This is a genomic window from Litorisediminicola beolgyonensis, assembly GCF_042679605.1.
In the GTDB taxonomy this organism is placed as follows: domain Bacteria; phylum Pseudomonadota; class Alphaproteobacteria; order Rhodobacterales; family Rhodobacteraceae; genus Litorisediminicola; species Litorisediminicola beolgyonensis.
Genome location: NZ_JBHTMU010000011.1, coordinates 90658 through 109080 on the forward strand (window position 1 = coordinate 90658; position 18423 = coordinate 109080).

The window sequence follows — 18423 nt, forward strand, 5'->3', positions numbered from 1 at the left end:
CGCCATGTCTTCCTGCCCCGGAGAGATGGAGAGCCGTTGATGGAAGACCTCACCCCGCCGGACCACCTGGCTTTGTCCGCCCGATCGCTGATCCAGCGCATGGAAAGCGGGCTGATCGGACAGAGGGAGTTGGTCGAACGCCTTGTCATCTGCCTCCTGACCGGCGGGCATGTGCTGATCGAGGGGCCGCCGGGGCTGGCCAAGACCCGATCCGTGCGGCGCCTCTCGGATGCCGTCGAGGGCAGCTTCGCCCGCATCCAGTGCACCCCCGACCTGATGCCCTCGGACGTGACCGGAACGCAGGTCTGGCGCCAGGACAGCGGCGAGATGTCGTTCCTGCCGGGCCCGATCTTCCACTCGCTCGTGCTGGTCGACGAGGTCAATCGCGCCCCGCCCAAGGTGCAATCGGCGCTGCTCGAGGCGATGGCGGAAGGACAGGTCACGAGCGGCGGCACCGCGCATCCGCTGCCGCGTCCCTTCATGGTGGTCGCGACCCAGAACCCCCTCGAGCAGGAGGGCACCTTTCCGCTTCCCGAGGCCCAGCTCGACCGGTTCCTCTTTCATGTGCTTCTCGACCTGCCGGACGAGGAGACCGAGATGGCGATCCTCGATCTGGTCGAGGGCGAGCTGCGCGCGCAGGCCGAGACCGCGCCTCCGACGCTCGATCTGCGGACGCTCGACGTGATCAAGGAAAGCGTTCTGAACGTGCACCTGTCGCCCGCGCTCCGGCGCTACATCGTCGCGCTGGTCATGGCGACGCGGCACGGCAAGGCCGCCGAAGGACGCGTCAGGCACGCGGTCAGCCCGCGCGGGACGCTGTCTCTGGCCGCCGCGGCGCGCGCACGGGCATGGCTCAGGGGCCGGGATTACGCCGTGCCCGAGGACGTGCAGGCACTGGCGGCCGATGTTCTCTGCCACCGGATGGTCCCGACATGGCGCGCGCAGGCCGACGGCGTCACGGCGCGCAGCATCATGGACGACATCCTCTCCACGGTCGCGCCGCTGTGAGCCGTGCCGCGCCGACCGGAGCGCATCTTTCGCTCGACCGGCTGGTCGCGCTGGCCGCGCTTGCCAAGCGCCCTCGCGCCGACGGCTGGTCGAGGGGACAGAGCGCGGGGCGCTCCGGTCCGCGACGCGGCTCGGGCGGCGATCTCTATGATCTGCGCCCCTTCGTCGACGGCGACGATCCCCGCCAGCTCGATCCCGCCGCCACCGCTCGAAGCGGTCGCCGCCAGATCCGACGTTGCCACGAAGAGGTCGAGCGCAGCCTGCTTTTGATCGTGGACATGCGCGGCTCGATGTTCTGGGGCACCAGGGGGCGCCTGCGCTCGGTCGCCGCCGCCGAGGCCGCCGCGCTAGAAGGCTGGCGATGCGTTCTGTCGGACGGGCGGTGCGGCCTTGCGATCCTGCGCGACACCGGCCCGACCTGGGTGCCCGCACGTCCCGGACATGCAGCGATGCTCGAGATCGCGGGCACGCTTGCGCGCTGCCATGACGAGGCGCTGGCGGCGCCGGGGACCGCGCTGCGCCCTCTGGCGGAGTGCATGGCCGACCTCGTTCCGCGCGTGCGCCACGGAACGGCGGTCATCTTGGCAACCGGGTTCGACAAGCCGGGCGCCGCGTTCGGGGCGACGCTTGCCTCCCTCTCCCTCTCCGGGCCGCTGGAGGTGCTCCTCGTGCAGGATGCGGTCGAGCATACGCCACCGAGCCGCCGGGTCGCGGCGCGGATCGGGCAAGAGCTCGTCCGTGGGCGTTTTGGCCCGTCTCCCTCGCCGGACATCCTGACGGCGGCCGGGGTCTCTTACCGTGTCGTCCCGTGCGACCGGCCGGAGGACGTGCCGGCATGACCCCGGAAGACCTCGTCGCGCAACTTGCCCCGATCCGCGTTCCGCTGCACTTCGCCGAATTCGGGCTGCGCGACGCGCTGGCGCTGATCTCGCTCGGCATCCTGGCGGGGCTGTGCCTGTCCTTGCCGCTTCGCGCATTGACCCGAGCGGCGCGCGGGCCGGAGAAACCGACAAGCTTGCCCGCGACCGCGACCCCGCAGGAGCGCCTGACCGAACTGGCTCTCGACCTGCGCCGGTCCGGCGCACCGGTCCCACCCGAGTTGCACCGCGCGCTCTACGACCCGAGCGCCCGGTTCGACCCGACCGCATGTGATGACGCTCACACCTCACCGCAGGCGACCCGCCCATGAGCTTTGCGTTCCCCTGGGCTCTCATCTTCCTGCCCTTGCCCTTGCTCGTCCTGCGCCTCCTGCCGCCGCGCGACGAGGCCGATGGATCCCTGAGCCTCCCCCCGGCCCTTGCAGAAGCCTTCCTCCCGGTCAAATTCTCCGCCGCCCGCCGCCACCTGCGGCTCGCCGCGCTGACGCTTTCGTGGATCGCGCTGGTCCTCGCCCTCACGGGGCCCCGGCAGGAGCGCGTTCTCGACGTCATGCCCGCCTCTGGACGCGACATCGTGCTGGCGCTCGACCTCTCCGGCTCGATGGAGCGCGAGGATTTCGCGCTCAAAGGCCGGACCGTGTCCCGCCTGGAAGCGGTGCAGGCCGTGGCGGGCGCCTTCGTGCGCGGACGCTCCGGAGACCGGATCGGCGTGGTGGTGTTCGGCGACCGCCCCTATGTCGCGGCCGCCCTGACCCATGACGTCGCGGCGGTGGCACAGACCATCGACACGCTCCGGATCGGCATCTCCGGCAAGGCCACCGCGATTGCAGACGGTCTCGGCCTCGCGATGCGCCGTCTCAGAGACCGCGAGGCGACCAGTCGCGTGGTCGTCCTCTTGTCCGACGGCCAGGACACTTCGGGCGTCGTGGACCCGGTCGCCGCGGCCGAAGCCGCCCGCCGCCTCGGGATCAAGGTCTACACGATCGCCCTGGGCCCGACCGACCTCAGCGACAACCCCGATGCGCGCGACGCGGTGGACACCCGGACCCTCCAGCGCATCGCCGAGGCCGCCGGGGCGCAGAGCTTCCGCGTGACATCGACCTCTGATCTCCAGCAGGTGACGGAGGTCATCGACCGGCTCGAGCCGAGCCTCGCGGACATGCCGCCGGTCCGGGCCTGGCAAAGCTACTGGCCTTGGCTGGCGGCTCTGTCGGTTGCGAGCCTCGGCCTCACCTTGGCCGTGCGGGCGAGGGAGACCGCATGACGCTGCCCGACCTCCTCTTGCTCCGGCCCGCCTGGCTCATCGGTCTGCCCTGCACATTGATCGCCGCGTATATCTTATCGCGCCGCGCAGGCGCATCTGGCGGATGGCAGGCGGTGGTCGATCCCGATCTGATGGCGGCGATGCGCGCACGGGGATACGTTACGCGCCCGCGCGCCGATCTCGAGCCGTGGCTGATGGGGGCGGCGCTGGCGCTCCTCTGCGCGGGGCTCGCCGGGCCCGCCCTCCGCGACCGCGACGCCCCTGCCCTGCGCAACCGCGATGCGCTGATGCTGGTGCTGGACCTGTCTCCCTCGGTCACGAAAGGCGGCGGGCTCGACGACGCGCAGGCCGCGATTGCCCGCCTGATCGACGTCAACCGCACACGCCCCGCCGGGCTGATCCTCTACTCGGGAGAGGCCTTCCTTGCGAGCATTCCGACCGAAGACCCGGCAACTCTCAAGAGCACGATCGCGGTGCTCGGACCGAACACGATGCCGGTGGCGGGCAGTCGTCCCGACCGCGCGCTCGCGACCGCACGGCGCGCTCTGGACGACGCGGCCTCGCTGGCACCGGACGTGGTCTTGGTGTCGGATGGCGGCGGTGTGGGACCGGAGACGGTAACACTGGCGCGCGAGATGGCCGCCGAGGGCATGCGCGTCTCGGCGATCTTCGTCGCTCAGGACGGCGCACCCTATGGGTCACCGTCGGCCGATATCGCGCCCCTGGTCGCGCTGGCAAAAGCGGGCGGCGGTTCCGCGGCGGCGGCCACCGATCTGGCGGAGATCGACGGGCTTCTGGCCGGAGGTCGCAACGAAGCGGCCCTGGACCGCGACATCCGGGCGCTTGTCTATCGCGATCTCGGACCCTGGATCGCGGCCCTCGCGCTCCTGCCCCTCGCAGCGCTGTTCCGGCGGAGACCGACATGAGGGGATGGCTCCTGATCGCGGCCCTGGTCAGCGGAGTGGCCGCGGGACCTGAGGCCTGGGGCAAGCTTGCCTGGCAGGTCGGCCTGCCCGCGGGCGCGGCGTCCTTGGCGCGCGACCCTTCCGTTCGGGCGGCAGCGCTCTACGCCCAAGGCCAATACGCGGCCGCCGACCGCGCCTTCGCCGACATCGGTCGCAGCGCCACCTACAATCGCGGGCTCACCTTGGCCGCGACCGGAGACCATGCGCTGTCGGTGGCCTATTTCGACGCGGTTCTCTTTGCCGACCGCTACGACGCGGAAGCGCGCCACAACCGCGACCTGGTCAAGGCGCTGGTGCCCCCGGTCATCGGCGACGGGATGGGGCACGGCCGCATCGAGGCTCTCCTGAAAGAAACTGGCATGGAGACCACGACCTTCGACCCCGACGCCCCGCACCAGCCGATCGAGGAACAGAAGCTCGACCCTCAGCGCTCCTCGCTGAAACGGCCTGTCACCGGCGAGCGCTCGGCGGTCGCGGACGACGCATGGCTCGATGCGCTGGAGGACGCTCCAAGCGCCTATCTCGCGGCGCGGCTTGCGGCCGAGATGGAGCGGCGTCGCGACACGGGCGAAGCGCACCCGGAGCAACCGGACGCATGGTGAGGCTCCTCTTCCTTCTGATCTCCGTCTTCGGCAGCGCCGCCGTGGCGCAGGAGACCTCGTCGCCACGGCTCGAACTGATCCTCGATGCGCGGGAAAGCGCGCCCTTCGAGGGAGAGATGGTCCTCGCCACCTTGCGCGGGACCTACCGGCAGAACATCACCCGCGAAGAGGTCAAGCTTCGTCCCATGACCGATCTCGACTGGGTTCGGCTCGGTCTGGATCGCTGGTCCGAAGAGCGCATCGACGGCCTGCCCGCGCGGATATTCGAGCGCCGCCTGGCCTTCTATCCGAAGCGCCCGGGCACGTTGGAGATCCTGCCCATCGCCCACAGCCTCGAGGTGCTCGGTGCGGACGGCGCGCGGGAGACGGTGATCCTTCGCTCGGCCCCGGTGACGCTCGAGGTCCAAGCCCGACCCGAGGACGCGTCTCAGGGCTGGCTCCCCCTGAGCGCGCTGGAGATGTCGGACCATTGGGACACCGACCCGTCGCAGCTTGAAGACGGACAGAGCGTGACCCGGCGCGTCGTCCTCCGCGCTCTCGGCGCGACACCGGAAATGATGCCGCCGCAACCCGAGCTGCGGCAACCTTGGCTGATCAGCTTCACGCCGCCCGTGGACCGGGACCTTCAGGTCACCGAGCTTGGTCCGGTCTCGACCGTCGTCTGGACCTGGACCCTGCGGCCGATCAAGGGCGAGCCGGGGGTGATCCCTGCCGCCACGATCCCGTGGTTCGACACCGCACGCGGGACCCCGGAGACGCTGACCCTCCCGGCCTCTCCCATCGGTTATGCCAGCTTCTCTGCCAATGGCACGTCAGGCTGGCGCGCGCTGCCGGAATTTGGCTGGGCAAGCTGGGCGCTCCTGCTTCTCTCCTTCGGGACGGCGATGGCTCTGGCCCTGCCCCCTCGGCGCTCGCTGCGGCACTGGAGACGTGCGGCGACGCGCGCCAGTCACCTCGCCCGGTTGCGGATGCACGTCCTACGGCGCGACGCACCGGCCGTCCGTGTCCTGGCCGCGCGCATCCTGGAAGACCATTCGGATTTGGACGAGGCCGCGCGACTGGCCGTGCTCGAACCGGCGGATCGCGGGCTCTATTCCGAGGCGCCGGTCACGCATCGCGAGCCGCTTGGGGCCGTTCTCCAAGCCACCCGAAACGCTATCCGGGGTCGCGAAAAGCACTGATCCGATCGCAGTAGTCGAGCGCTCCGGTGTCCGAGCGTTGCCATTCGCGAGCCGTTCGACGCCCATTTCATCCGAGACTATCGGGACCTAATCACCCTGCCCCCACGTCAGCCGACCGATCTGACGGAACGACTTACTCCGCCGTTGGTTCTCCCGGTGACGCATGACGCGGCCACACGCGGCGTCATCCAATCTGACACTCGATCGAAAGGGTATGACCATGAAGATCCTGATGGTTCTCACGTCGCACGATCAACTCGGCGATACCGGAAAGAAGACGGGCTTCTGGCTCGAAGAATTCGCGGCTCCCTATTACGTCTTCAAGGACGCTGGCGCGGATATCACCATCGCCTCGCCCAAGGGTGGCCAGCCGCCGCTCGACCCGGGCAGCGACACCGAAGACACCCAGACCGAGGCGACCGAGCGCTTCAAATCCGACGCGGACGCCCAGTCGGCCCTCGCCAATTCCAAGGTGCTCTCGACGGTCGATGCCGACGGGTTCGACGCGATCTTCTATCCCGGTGGTCACGGGCCGCTCTGGGACCTCGCCGAAGATGCCGACAGCACGCGGCTGATCGAGACCTTCGCGCAGAGCGACCGCCCCGTCGGTGCGGTCTGTCACGCGCCGGCCGTGTTCAAGCACCCTAAGGGGTCCGACGGCAAGCCGCTCGTGGCGGGCAAGACCGTGACCGGCTTCACCAATACCGAGGAAGACGGCGTCGGCCTCACCGATGTGGTGCCGTTCCTCGTCGAGGACATGCTGAAGGCCAATGGCGGCGATTACGAGAAGGGCGACGACTGGGCCTCTTTCGTCGTCACCGATGGCAAGCTGGTCACGGGCCAGAACCCGGCCTCGTCGGAAGACGCCGCGCGCAAGCTTCTGGCGATGCTCTGACAGTCCGACCGGGCGCGCAGCGAAACCGCTGTCGCCGCCCGGTCGCCGTCACGCCCCGAAGCCCCTCTGAATACTGGAACCCAAAATGAAAATCCTTGTCGCCGGTGCCACCGGCAAGACCGGCCTGCGCCTCGTTGAAGAACTGAGAACGCGGGGCCATCACCCGATCGCGCTCGTGCGCGAGAGCTCGGACACGAGCGCGCTTCCCGAGGACGTCGAACTGCGTCACGGCGATCTGGCAGACCTGCAGGACAGCGTCTGCGAGAATTGCGACGTGGTGATTTTCGCCGCAGGTTCGGGCAGTTCGACCGGCCCGGACATGACCGACAAGATCGACCGTGACGGCGCGAAACGCCTGGTCGATCTGGCCGTGACGTCCGACGTGTCGCGCTTCGTCATGCTGAGCACGGTGGGCGCGGACAATCCCGACGTCGAGAGCGAGCTGGCGCATTACCTTCAAGCGAAACACGATGCCGACGAGCATCTCATGGCGTCGGGCCTGGACTACGCCATCGTGCGGCCCGTCTCGCTGACCGATGAGGATGGCTCGCGCGATATCGTTCTCGGCGAGAAGGTCGACGCCAAGGCGACAGCCGCGCGCGGAGATGTGGCCTTCGTATTGGCCAACGCCGTCGACGACAGCGACTGGACCGGCAAGGCCCTGCTCATGCAGTCCGCTTAACCGACTAATTCCCGGAAGGCACGGCCCGGTTGCCGGAGGCGACCGGGCCGTGCCTCGCGGGGCGTAAGGCGCAGCGGCAGGTCCGAGATCGGTCCGTCGCGAAGCGCAGTCGCTTGCACCGCGATGTTCAATATCAAACGTCTTTCCAGTGTCAGTTCGCGTTTTTCGTCATCCATTCGGCACACGCCGAAATGTCGATTAAGCGCGGTGAGTTTTTTTGACAAACAACCCTAAGGAATGGACATCGCAAAATGACCTGAACACATCCATCTGCAAGATAATGATTTAATTACTTAATCCCGCTTATCCGCATTTTCTGTTGTGTTACTGACCCCAATGCCTCATGAACGGGGCAGTCAACGTTTTTCTCTGCGACCCGCTGCTCCCGCTAATCCGGCTTCAGTCGATCTCTCAGTCTGACTTTGCCGGGCTGCCGCATCCTGTGGGCAGCGTATGAACAGGAGAACACGGATATGGCCAATGGCACCGTGAAGTTTTTCAACGCACAAAAAGGCTTCGGCTTCATCGAAACCGAGACGGGCGGCAAGGACGTCTTTGTCCACATCTCCGCCGTCGAGCGCGCGGGCCTCACCGGCCTGGCCGACGGTCAGAAGGTGACCTTCGATGTTGAGACGGGCCGCGACGGGCGCGAAAGCGCGACCAATCTCGCGCAGGCCTGACCGCACCGTCCGGGCGCTCCCGACGGAGCGCTCGAACACCGTGGGACGTCTCATTCCAGCCGCAGAGAGCCAGCCCAGGTCCGCCAGGTCCCGCGCGGTCGTGCGCCGGAGACGGCGCGCAGACTGCTGGACGTGATCGCGACGCTCGCGCCCTTTGTCGCAACATGGATTGCCGCCTGGTGGTGGCTGTCTTCTCGCCCAGCGCCGGCAATCATGCTCGCGCTGGGCTGCTCAGGCCTTAAAGGTCGCCAGTTCATAAACTGGTATGCGCACGGGTTTGGACCGAAGTTCCGCTACTGCCGACGACGCCCACGGTCTGGCGGCGCACCAGCCTCGAAAGCGGCGATGTCAGTGGTCTTCTCTCAAAAACCGAACACTTTTCGCCATCCTACAGTTCGACAACGCGACAATCGCTGGCTCGGATACCAGTCGGTCCTGACTGCGAGCGGCAAACCTGCGCGGGGACACGAGAGAGCCGGGTTTCCTAGCCTGAGTGTCAAACGACCGCTCCCGTTTCGTGCCCGCCATTCCCGGCCAATCGCTTGCGACCGAACTCTCGAACCGAGGCCGCCTCGCGTTTTGCGACCCGAGCGACCGCCGATGAGCCCGCCTCGCGGCTTGGCCAGGACCGCCGCAGCCATAGAAATCTCAACAAGGGAAACCCATCATGACGCGTCACAGCACAGATAATCGCGCGACCGCCGGTCGCGATCTTTTCAAAAGCAAACCCAAAGAGACGGCCTCGGAGCAGCCCACGACCTCGGCGAAAATCCAATTGGGCGAGCACGGCCGGTATCAGATCAAGTCAGGACGCCTCTCCGGCGAGTATGTCGCCAGAGCCTTCCCCAAACCGCCGACGAATGTCCGCGGCCTGATCGCCGAGGCGCGAGGCGAGACGGAAGAGGCCGCGATTGCCGCCCTTCACGAGATGATCGACGCACGGGACATCCGAAGAAGCGGCGATCGCCGGATTGAACTGGCGACGGGATATTCCGTCCCGACCATCGAGGAATACACCGAAGCTCTGGGCCAGGTGGCGTTTTCCGGGCCTCAGCGCGCCATGCTCACCGCACTGGCCCTGGCCGATGAGGACGGCTTGTCGGAAGGACGGCTTGCAAGCGCGGCGGGCTACAAATCGAAGACCTCGGCCAATCGCGCCCTGGCCTCTGCAGGCCTGCTGATTGCCAGCTACCTCTCGTCTGAGGCGACGTCGATTTGCGATGAACCCGAAGCAGACGGCATGTCGCTGCTCGGTTATCGCGGAGAAAAGCGAAACGACACGGATCCCGGGAACTGGATCCTCCGGACAGAAGTGCGCGACGCCGTCCGGGACGCGTTCTGATCGAGACATCCCGCGCTCCGGGCGTGTCTTGAGCGACGCGACGCAAAGATCGGCGATCGGCAGTATCTGCCGGGAGCCGTGCTCGACCGAAATGACAGGATGTCGGTCGAGACGCCCTTGGGCCGCCGAAGACTCAGCGCCGCTCTTGGCGCGATCCGTCCACGTCGAGATATGGCGAAGCAAAAGGCATCTAAAAAGAGCCTATGCAGATCTGCAATTGGACGCACGACAGCTCGGCGCAAAGAACTGCCCCGGCAATTCCGGGCGGCGCGCCTTTCGACCGCACCTGTCTCACGCATCCGCCAGATCATCCAATTCCCTTACCACCCCCTCCCGGCAAGACATGACGGGATACGTGACAAAATATTCCCCGTTTCCAACTGTGTCGGTCGTGCCGTCAAACTGAGCCAAGACCGAGATGCAACGTGCTATTCTTGCTGTGCTTGATATATAGAACCGCCGATTTCCTGCATGGGAACGGCAATGTCCAGCGCGGGCCGGCGATGGATTGACGGCACGGGGACGACGGATATGGCGAAGACGAGACAGAGCACCCAGCTGCAACCGCAGCCGCTCTACAAGAAGGCCGAGCTCGAGATGACGGGCCGCATCGCCTCGGGGCGGTGGAAAGCCGGGTCGATCCTGCCGAACGAGTTTGCCCTGGCCGAGGAATTCGGCATCAGCCAGGGGACGGTGCGCAAGGCCCTGATGGCGATGGAGGCGCGCGGCCTGCTCAGCCGGGCCCCCGGTCGCGGCACGATGGTCTGCCGGACGACGCCCGAGGAATCGCTCTACGCCTTCTTCCGGCTTCGCGATGCCGAGGGCGCGATGGTGGTCCCCGTTCTGCGCACGGAGAGCATCGAGATCGGAGAGCCGACCGAGGCCGAGCGGGCCGTGCTCGGCCAGAAATGCGCCCGTGTCGCCCGCCTCTACCGAGTCCGCGAGAACGAGGGACGGCCTTTCGTGCTGGAACACATGAGTTTCGATGCCGCCCGGATCGAGGGGGTAGCGGACGACAGCCCGCTTCCGAGCTCGCTCTACCCGTATCTCCACGACCGGTTCGGCATGTTCATCGTGAAGGTCCACGAAGAGGTCACCGCCGACGTGGCCCCGGAGGACGTGGCCCAGGCGCTGGAGATCGCGCCCGGGACACCCGTGCTCAGGACGAAGCGGATTGCCCATGACCTGTCGGACCGGGCCGTCGAGCTGCGCCAGAGCTGGTATCGCACCGACTTCGCCAGCTACCAGGTAGAGCTCTCCCGGTCGGACAGCTGAGCGGGGGCCGTCACAGACCCCCGATGCAGGTGTACTTGCTGTCCAGGTAGTCCGAGAGACCCTGGCTGCCGCCTTCCTTGCCCAGACCGCTTTCCTTCAGGCCGCCGAACGGCGCCTCGACCGTCGTGATCAGACCCTCGTTGATGCCGATCAGGCCGTAGTTCAGCGTCTCGGTCAGGCGGAAGATGCGCGCCACGTTCTGCGTGTAGGCATAGGCGGCAAGGCCGAACTCGGTATCGTTCGCGGCCTCGATCGCTTCGGCCTCGTCCTCGAAACGGACGATCGCGGAGACTGGTCCGAAGATCTCTTCCCGCGCGATCTTCATCGCGGGGGTGATCCCGGTCAGGACCGTCGGCTCGAACCAGGTGCCGCCCAGCGTGTGGGCACCGCCGCCCGTGGCGACCTCGGCCCCGTGGCTCACGGCGTCGGCGACGAGATCCGTGACCTTGTCGAAGGCCGACCGGTCCACCAGCGGCCCCTGCTCGACGCCGGGCTCGGTGCCGTCGCCCACCTTGAGCGCCTTGGTGGCCTCAGTCAGGCGCGCCACGAAGCTGTCATGGATGCCCGACTGGACGTAGATGCGGTTGGCGCAGACACAGGTCTGGCCCGAATTGCGGTACTTGGCGATCATCGCGCCTTCGACCGCGCGGTCGAGATCGGCGTCGTCGAAGACGATGAAGGGAGCGTTGCCGCCCAGCTCCATGGAGACCTTCTTCACCGTGTCCGCCGATTGCCGGATCAGCGTCTTTCCGACCTCGGTCGAGCCGGTGAACGTCACCTTGCGGACCCGGGGGTCGGACATGATCGCGCCGCCGATCTCGCGGGCGGAGCCGGTCACGATGTTCACCACGCCCGGCGGGAAGCCCGCCTCTTCGGCCAAGCGGCCCCAGGCCAGCGCCGAATAGGGCGTGAGCGAGGCTGGCTTGACCACCGTCGTGCAGCCCGCCGCGAGCGCGGGTCCGAGCTTGCGCGCGAGCATCGAGGACGGGAAGTTCCAGGGCGTGATCGCTGCGACGACCCCGACGGGGTGATGGGTGACGAGAAGCCTCCGCCCGTTGACCGGCGCGGGCACGATCTCGCCCTTGAGCCGCCGGATCTCCTCGGCGAACCAGAGCACGTAGGCCGCGCCGATGGCGATCTCGCCCCGCGCTTCGGCCAGCGGCTTGCCCTGTTCGGCGGTCAGAAGCGCCGCGAGGGCCTCCTGGTTGTCCATGAGCGCCTGATGCAGCCGACGCAGGTGCCCCACACGGGTGCCGAGATCGGTCGCGGCCCAGCCGGGGAAGGCATCTGCGGCGGCGGTGATGGCCTCTTCCGTCTCGGACGCGCCGAAGGAGGGGACATGGCCCAGGACCGCTCCGGTGGCCGGGTTGGTCACCTCGATCTTCTCTCCGGTCGCGTCGCGCCACGCGCCGCCGATCAGGTTCGCCTCGATCAGGTAGTCCGACATCCCGCTCATCCGCCGAACCCCGGGTAGCCGTGCCGGAAACTCGCGTCTGCGGGGGTGAAGGCCTCTCCGTCGCCGCCGAAAAGCGCGTGCGCGTGCCACGGCATCGCCTCAGCATCGGTCAGCGCGTTGAGATCGTCCATGTAGGCAGCGGCCTCGCCCTCGAGACCGGCGCGCATCCGGTCCCAGTCGGGGAAATGCCCGAAGGCGTCGAGCCAGATCGCCCGACCCGCGAGGTAGCCCGAGGCCCCAGCCCGGTAGGCATGGGTCATGATCTTGCGGAACGCGGGCTTGCTCGCCCCGGCCGAGAGCATGACCCAGGGCCTGCCTGCAAGGCGGCCCATCTCGTCGAAGATCTCCTGCACGCCCTGCCAATCGCCTTCGCCCACACCGGGCACGTCTGCCGCGGCGACCGGGCTTTCCAGCTTGAAGACGTCGACGCCGTAATCGGGCTTGGCGAATTCCTCGACCGAGCGCAGGACGTCGTCGGACCGCTTGCCCTGCATCTCGACATAGTCCTGCGTCTGGTGCGCGTCGCTGTCGAGCGGGAAGACCAGAAGCTCGAAAAGGAAGGGGATGTCGTACTTGGCGCAGGCCTCGCCGATGCGCTTGGTGAAGTCCTGCTGATGCCGGTTGATCTCTGGATCGGCGTCGGGCCGGTACCAGGCCAGCACCTTCACGGCGTCGCCGCCCATGCGCTTGATCTTTTCGACCGACCAGTCGTCGATCTCGCTCGACCGGCGACCCGCGCCGGTATCCTCGAAGATCGAATCCTCGAGCGTGACGATCAGCCCCTTTTCCGGCGAGAGCGCGGTAAGGCCTGCGGGAATGGCGAAATGCGGATCGAGCAGGAGCGCGGTCGAGCGGTCCTGCAAGGTCTCGATCAAGAGCCGCTTGAAGCCCGCTACATCGGCATAGGGTGCCTCGTCGGTGCCGTAATGCTTGGCGATGGCGGCCTTGATCGGCGGGCGCTGGTCGACGGCGGTCATCTTGAAGCGACCATGGCGGTCGGCCATGCGCCGCATGCCCCACAGTTTTCCGGGTGTCAGTGTCATCGGGGGTAGTCCTCCATCAATCGTAGAATTTCCGTGCGGTCGGGCAGATCGTCCGCGCCGCCGCGTCGTGTGGTCTTGAGAGCGCCGGCCGCATTGGCGAAGCGCACGGCCTCGGCCTCGGGTCGGCCCTCCGCCAGGGCCAGCGCGAAGGCGCCGTGCCAGACGTCGCCGGCCCCTAATGTGTCGACCGCCGTCACCGGGAAGGTCGGCTGCTCCGTGAGCTCGGTGCCGTCATGGCAGATCACCGGCGCGGGCCCCCGCGTGACGCAGACCCAGCAGCCCAGATCGCGCGCCGCCCGGGCAAGCGCGGCCGCGTCGGCCCCACCCGCGAACTCGGCGAGCCCCTGTTCGGAAAAGGCGATGTGGCTGGCGAGGCGCAGGGCCTCTCCGGCGTGGCCGACTGGCGCTTCGGCATCGATCACGCCCGGCAGACCGGCCGCGCGCGCCGCGGCGAGCAGGTCCGTGGCGCCTGAGGGCCAGCGGGTGTCGGTCAGCACCGCCCCCGCGTCGCCGAGATCCACATCAGACAACCCCTCGGCATAAAGCGCCTCGGGGCGGTCGTTGATGATCGTGCGTTCGCCGTCCGGTGCGACGAGCACGGCAGAGCGCGACGTGGTCACGCCGGGCCGGACACCCAAGAGACGCGCGTCCACCCCTGCGGCGGCGACCTCCTGACGGAGCCAGTCGCCAAAGGGATCGTCGCCCGTCATTCCGGCCAGAGTCGCTCGCCCGCCCAGCCGGGCGATGGCAAAGGCCGCGTTGAGCGCGCAGCCTCCGGGAACCATGCGCGACGCGAGAGCCCGGTTCTTTTCCCTGAGCGCAACCTCGGCCCCGGTCGAGAAGACCAGATCCACGGTCACGATCCCGGCGCAGATCACCTGGGCAGTCGTCATCTCTGCAATCCCCTTGCTTGATCCATTCTTGTATAAGATACAAATATTGAGAGCTCAAGGCTTGACCGCTTTCGATCATGTATCTTATACAAGATTAAAGGCAGCCGCGAAAAAGGCCGCCGAGGGAGGATGACCATGACAGCGGCTTTTGGGGCCCTCGTTGCCCTGAACACTGCGATCGCACGGATCTGCACCGCGCTCATCTCGGGGCTGCTCGGGGTGCTGGTGGTGACGATGATGCTGTCGGTGATCATGCGGTACGTCTTCACCAGCCCGCTGTCGTGGAGCGACGATCTCTCGCTGATCTGCCTCGTCTGGATGACGCTTCTGGGTCTTGCCGCCGGAATGCGGGCTGGACATCTGGCGATCGAGGGCCTGGTGCAGGCCCTGCCCCTGCCCCTCGCCAAACTGGTCAACCTCGCCATTCACGCAGCGGTCCTGCTGCTCGCCGTGCTTGTCGTCCATTACGGCGTCGCCTTCGTCAAACAGGGCATGGCCCGCATCGTCCCCAGCATGGACTGGCTCCGTCAGGGCTATATCTACGCGGCCATTCCCGTGGGCTTCGCCCTGATCATCCCCTTCTGCATCGAGGGGGCCCTGTCCCAGTTCCTCGCGCCGCGAGAGCGGGAGGCCGCCTGATGCCTCTCTTCATCGTCCTGACCGTGATCGCGGCGCTCCTCAGCATGCCGATCGTCTTCGCCCTCTCCTTCGGGCCGATCCTGGCGTTTCTCGTCGATGGCAAGGCCACGATGGTGCAGATCGGGCTCCAGAGGTTCTTTGCCGGGGTGAACCAGTTCCCCCTGCTGGCGATCCCGCTCTTCATTCTTGCCGGCGAGATCATGAACGCGGGCGACATCACCCGGCGACTGGTCAACCTGGCGCGGCTTCTCGTCGGCCATTTGCGCGGCGGTCTCGCGCATGTGAACATCCTGTCGAGCGTCATGTTCGCGGGCCTGAGCGGATCGGCCGTGGCCGACGTCTCGGCGCTCGGCTCGATGATGATCCCGGCGATGGAGCGGGACGGCTACACCCGCCGCTTCGCCACCGCCGTCACCGCCGCCTCGTCGATCATCGGGCCGGTCATCCCGCCCAGCATCATCATGATCGTCTACGCCTACATCATGAACGTCTCGGTCGGCGCGCTCTTCGCGGCGGGCTTCGTGCCGGGACTGCTGATGGGCCTCGGCCTGATGGCCATGACGGCAATCCTCGCCCGCAAGCACGACTTCCTCCGGCGCGAGGGCGCGCCCTCGCGGCAGGAGATGGTCAGCGGCGTCAGCCAGGGGTTCTTCCCGATGCTGACACCGGCGATCATCCTCGGCGGCATCCTCCTGGGCATCGTCTCGCCCACCGAGGCCGCCGTGGTGGCGGTGATCTACGCCCTGGTCCTGAGCTTCGTCATCCGGTCGCTGACGCTGCGCGATATCCCGGCCCTGCTGGCAACGGCATCGCGGTCCTCGGCCAACGTATTGCTGATGATCGGCTCGGCCTCGCTTTTCGGCTGGATGCTGAACATCGCGGGCGTCCCGCAGGACCTGGCGCGGATGGTGCTGGGCCTGACCGAGAACCCGATCGTGTTCCTGCTCCTGGTCAATGTCGTCCTGCTGGTCGTCGGCATGTTCCTCGACGCAGGTCCCGCGATCCTGATCGTCGGGCCGATCCTCGGGCCGACCATGCTCGGCATGGACATCAGCCCGATCCACTTCGCCGTCGTGATGTGCCTGAACCTGACCATCGGCCTGGCCACGCCGCCCTTCGGCCTCGTGCTCTTCGTTTCGGCCGCCGTCTCGAAGGAACCGGTCGGCGCCATCGTGCGCGCCATGCTGCCCTTCTACGTCGTGCACCTGATCGTCCTTCTGGCGATCACGCTCATTCCCGCACTCTCGCTGACCTTGCCGAAGCTTCTCGGCTTCCCGGTCTGACCCCGAACCCAACCCAGGAGGAACTCCAATGAAATCCATGATGAAAAGCAGCGCCGCCGCGCTTGCCATCGGCATCGCGCTCGCCGGTGCGGCCATGGCCCAGGACTACACTCTACGCATCGCCCATGCCGGTCCGGCGACGATGGAGAACGACGACTATGTCGGCTCGACCACGCTCAAGGAGATCATCGAGGCCAACTCCGACGGACGCATCGCCGTCGACATCTACCCGGGCAACCAGCTCGGCAGCTACGAAGAGGTGATGGAGCAGGTCAACGCCAACGCCCTCGAGGTGGCGCATGTCTCGATCGGTGGCGTGACGCCCTTCGTGCCCGAGCTTTCGGTCGTCGACCTCCAGTACATCCTGCCGAACGACGAGGTGGCCTATGCCTTCATGGAAGGCCCCTTCACCGACGAGATCCGCGACGCGGTCATGGCGCAGCTGCCCAACACCCGGCTCGTCGCGGTCAGCGATGGCGGCCGCTGGCGGTCCTTCTTCACGACGAAGCCGGTGCAGACCGCGGCCGATCTCGAAGGGATGAAGATCCGCACCATCAGCTCGCCGCTCCAGCAGGAGTTCGTCGCGAGCCTCGGCGCCGCCGCCACCCCCGTCGCCTGGGGCGAGCTCTACACCGCGCTCTCCACCGGCGTCGTGGACGGCACCAAGAACGGCACGCCGGACATCATGTCGAACAAGTTCAACGAGGTGGTGAGCCACGTCATCCTGGACCGGCATACCTTCCTCTTCGGCTATTACTTCATCAGCGACGAATGGCTGAACGCTCTGCCCGAGGACCTGCAGACCGTGGTGCTCGACGGCTTCACCGAGGCCGCCGCGCGGCAGACCGAGTTCAACGCCGAGACAGAGGACGCGGCCAACGCCGCCTTCGAGGAAGCGGGCGGCACGATCTACACGCCGACCGAGGCCGATCGCGAAACGTTCCTCGGAGCGCGCCAGGCGATGCAGGACTGGTATGTCGAGAAATACGGCGAGGAATGGCTCCAGAAGATGCTCGACGCGGTATCCGAGGCCGAAGCCGCCGTGGCCGCCAAGAACTGAGCCCGACACGGAACCGGGCGAGGCGTCCCCCGCCTCGCCCATGCCAGCCGGATATACCATGATCTCCATCGGCTTTCCCCTGATCTACCGCCAGGAAGCAGGTCTGCTCGACCGGATCGGCCCGCTTGTCGCGCCCTTCGGCAAGAGGCCCTACGTCGTCGCCGACGCCTTCGTGCGCGAAACCTACGGGGCCCGGCTCGAGGCCGCGCTCGCCGCCTCGGGTCTCAAGGCCGCCTGCGATCCGTTCGAGGGCGAATGCTCGCCCCGCGCCATCGACCTGGCCGCCGCCCGGCTGCGAGACGGAGGCTTCGACTGCGTCATCGGTATGGGCGGCGGCAAGGCCATCGACGCGGCCAAGGCCGTCCGGATCGAGACCGGCGTTCCGGTCATCGTCCTGCCCACCATCGCCTCGAACGACAGCCCGACCAGCAGGCTCGCCATTACCTACGAGGACGACGGCACCTTCATCGGGCCGCGCTTCATGGCGACCAATCCCGAGGCCGTTCTGGTCGACAGCGAAATCATCGTCCGCGCGCCGCTCCGCTTCTTCTGCGCGGGCATCGCCGATGCGTTCGTGACCATGTTCGAGGCCGAGCAGGTCGTGGCCTCCGGCAATCCCAATTTCTTCGGCACGCAGCCCACCGAAGCGGCGCTCTGCCTGGCCCGCCACTGTCACGCGGTGATCCGCGAGCACGGGGCCGCCGCCGTCCGCGATGTCGCGGCGCAGCGTCTCTCTCCCGCCGTCGACAAGGTCATCGAGGCCAACATCCTCCTGAGCGGGCTCGGGTTCGAAGGCTGCGGCGTGGCCGGGGCCCATGCGATCGGCATGGCGCTGTCGGTCCTGCCCGGGGCGAAGGGCATCCTCCATGGCGAGGAGGTTGCCATCGGCCTCCTGGCGCAGCTTCACCTCGAGGGCCGCGACCCGGCCTTCCTGGACGAGGTTCTGAACTTCTACGGCGAGATCCGTCTCCCCCGCAGCCTTGCCGAAGTGGGGCTTTCGGGGACCTCGGACGAGGACCGGGCGCGCGTGGCCGCCTTCGCCGCCCGGCCGGGCAGCCGCATCCACAACATGACCCGGTCCGTCACACCGGCGGATGTCGAGACGGCTCTCGCATGGGTCGCCTCTCTGGACACGGACTATCCCGAGCCCTGACCCGACGATCGCAAACATTCGAAACACAGGACCAAAAAGGAACCCTCCCATGAGCGAAATACCGCACCTTCTGGTACATGAAAAAGCCGACAACGTGGGCGTTGTTGTGGTCGAAGGCCTGACC

19 protein-coding genes are annotated in these 18423 nt (G+C 67.2%); 16 read left to right on the forward strand and 3 right to left on the reverse strand.

Features of this window, described 5'->3' with window-relative positions:
• Positions 1 to 39: 39 nt before the first annotated feature.
• From ACFQ4E_RS08420 to ACFQ4E_RS08475, 12 genes are all read left to right on the forward strand, one after another.
• Positions 40 to 1008, forward strand: coding sequence for an AAA family ATPase (locus tag ACFQ4E_RS08420; protein WP_386802509.1), 969 nt, complete (start codon positions 40 to 42; stop codon positions 1006 to 1008).
• The gene (locus ACFQ4E_RS08425; protein WP_386802511.1) at positions 1005 to 1847 is read left to right on the forward strand and encodes a DUF58 domain-containing protein; all 843 of its coding nucleotides are present in this window, start codon (positions 1005 to 1007) and stop codon (positions 1845 to 1847) included. Before ACFQ4E_RS08420 ends, ACFQ4E_RS08425 begins: the two co-directional genes overlap by 4 nt.
• Positions 1844 to 2197, forward strand: coding sequence for a hypothetical protein (locus ACFQ4E_RS08430; RefSeq protein WP_386802513.1), 354 nt, complete (start codon positions 1844 to 1846; stop codon positions 2195 to 2197). Before ACFQ4E_RS08425 ends, ACFQ4E_RS08430 begins: the two co-directional genes overlap by 4 nt.
• On the forward strand, positions 2194 to 3150 hold the full coding sequence (locus ACFQ4E_RS08435; protein ID WP_386802515.1) for a VWA domain-containing protein: 957 nt from the start codon (positions 2194 to 2196) through the stop codon (positions 3148 to 3150). The genes ACFQ4E_RS08430 and ACFQ4E_RS08435 overlap by 4 nt, the downstream gene beginning before the upstream one ends.
• Positions 3147 to 4076: a VWA domain-containing protein gene (locus ACFQ4E_RS08440; RefSeq protein WP_386802516.1), complete on the forward strand. Its 930-nt coding sequence runs from the start codon at positions 3147 to 3149 to the stop codon at positions 4074 to 4076. The genes ACFQ4E_RS08435 and ACFQ4E_RS08440 overlap by 4 nt, the downstream gene beginning before the upstream one ends.
• The gene (locus ACFQ4E_RS08445; RefSeq protein WP_386802518.1) at positions 4073 to 4717 is read left to right on the forward strand and encodes a hypothetical protein; all 645 of its coding nucleotides are present in this window, start codon (positions 4073 to 4075) and stop codon (positions 4715 to 4717) included. The genes ACFQ4E_RS08440 and ACFQ4E_RS08445 overlap by 4 nt, the downstream gene beginning before the upstream one ends.
• On the forward strand, positions 4711 to 5898 hold the full coding sequence (locus tag ACFQ4E_RS08450) for a hypothetical protein (protein WP_386802519.1): 1188 nt from the start codon (positions 4711 to 4713) through the stop codon (positions 5896 to 5898). The genes ACFQ4E_RS08445 and ACFQ4E_RS08450 overlap by 7 nt, the downstream gene beginning before the upstream one ends.
• Positions 5899 to 6118: 220 nt before the next feature.
• On the forward strand, positions 6119 to 6793 hold the full coding sequence (locus ACFQ4E_RS08455) for a type 1 glutamine amidotransferase domain-containing protein (RefSeq protein WP_386802521.1): 675 nt from the start codon (positions 6119 to 6121) through the stop codon (positions 6791 to 6793).
• 85 nt (positions 6794 to 6878) lie between these two features.
• Positions 6879 to 7475: an SDR family oxidoreductase gene (locus ACFQ4E_RS08460; RefSeq protein ID WP_386802523.1), complete on the forward strand. Its 597-nt coding sequence runs from the start codon at positions 6879 to 6881 to the stop codon at positions 7473 to 7475.
• Between the two features lie 473 nt (positions 7476 to 7948).
• A complete protein-coding gene (locus ACFQ4E_RS08465; protein ID WP_386802524.1) occupies positions 7949 to 8155 on the forward strand; it encodes a cold-shock protein in 207 nt (68 codons plus the stop codon).
• 667 nt (positions 8156 to 8822) lie between these two features.
• The gene (locus tag ACFQ4E_RS08470) at positions 8823 to 9497 is read left to right on the forward strand and encodes a hypothetical protein (protein ID WP_386802527.1); all 675 of its coding nucleotides are present in this window, start codon (positions 8823 to 8825) and stop codon (positions 9495 to 9497) included.
• Positions 9498 to 10028: 531 nt separating this feature from the next.
• Entirely contained in the window at positions 10029 to 10772 is a 744-nt protein-coding gene (locus ACFQ4E_RS08475) for a GntR family transcriptional regulator (protein ID WP_386802528.1), read from the forward strand.
• Between the two features lie 10 nt (positions 10773 to 10782).
• On the opposite strand, the gene ACFQ4E_RS08480 is transcribed toward ACFQ4E_RS08475, so the two are convergent.
• From ACFQ4E_RS08480 to ACFQ4E_RS08490, 3 genes are read right to left on the reverse strand one after another with little or no spacing between them, the layout of a single operon-like run.
• Positions 10783 to 12219: an NAD-dependent succinate-semialdehyde dehydrogenase gene (locus ACFQ4E_RS08480; RefSeq protein ID WP_386802530.1), complete on the reverse strand. Its 1437-nt coding sequence runs from the start codon at positions 12217 to 12219 to the stop codon at positions 10783 to 10785.
• 5 nt (positions 12220 to 12224) lie between these two features.
• Positions 12225 to 13271, reverse strand: a complete 1047-nt coding sequence (locus ACFQ4E_RS08485) for a tagatose 1,6-diphosphate aldolase (protein ID WP_386802532.1) — start codon at positions 13269 to 13271, stop codon at positions 12225 to 12227.
• A complete protein-coding gene (locus tag ACFQ4E_RS08490) occupies positions 13268 to 14164 on the reverse strand; it encodes a PfkB family carbohydrate kinase (RefSeq protein ID WP_386802534.1) in 897 nt (298 codons plus the stop codon). The genes ACFQ4E_RS08485 and ACFQ4E_RS08490 overlap by 4 nt, the downstream gene beginning before the upstream one ends.
• A gap of 135 nt (positions 14165 to 14299) precedes the next feature.
• Between ACFQ4E_RS08490 and ACFQ4E_RS08495 the strand changes: the two genes are divergently transcribed.
• From ACFQ4E_RS08495 to ACFQ4E_RS08510, 4 genes are read left to right on the forward strand one after another with little or no spacing between them, the layout of a single operon-like run.
• Positions 14300 to 14803: a TRAP transporter small permease gene (locus ACFQ4E_RS08495; RefSeq protein ID WP_386802536.1), complete on the forward strand. Its 504-nt coding sequence runs from the start codon at positions 14300 to 14302 to the stop codon at positions 14801 to 14803.
• Complete coding sequence (locus ACFQ4E_RS08500) at positions 14803 to 16086, forward strand: TRAP transporter large permease (protein WP_386802538.1); 1284 nt, start codon at positions 14803 to 14805, stop codon at positions 16084 to 16086. The genes ACFQ4E_RS08495 and ACFQ4E_RS08500 overlap by 1 nt, the downstream gene beginning before the upstream one ends.
• Before the next feature lie 28 nt (positions 16087 to 16114).
• Positions 16115 to 17146 carry a TRAP transporter substrate-binding protein DctP gene (gene dctP, locus ACFQ4E_RS08505; RefSeq protein ID WP_386802540.1) on the forward strand — a complete coding sequence of 344 codons (1032 nt, stop codon included), beginning with the start codon at positions 16115 to 16117 and terminating at the stop codon, positions 17144 to 17146.
• A 58-nt stretch (positions 17147 to 17204) separates the two neighbouring features.
• Entirely contained in the window at positions 17205 to 18299 is a 1095-nt protein-coding gene (locus ACFQ4E_RS08510) for a glycerol dehydrogenase (protein WP_386802542.1), read from the forward strand.
• Positions 18300 to 18423: the final 124 nt, after the last annotated feature.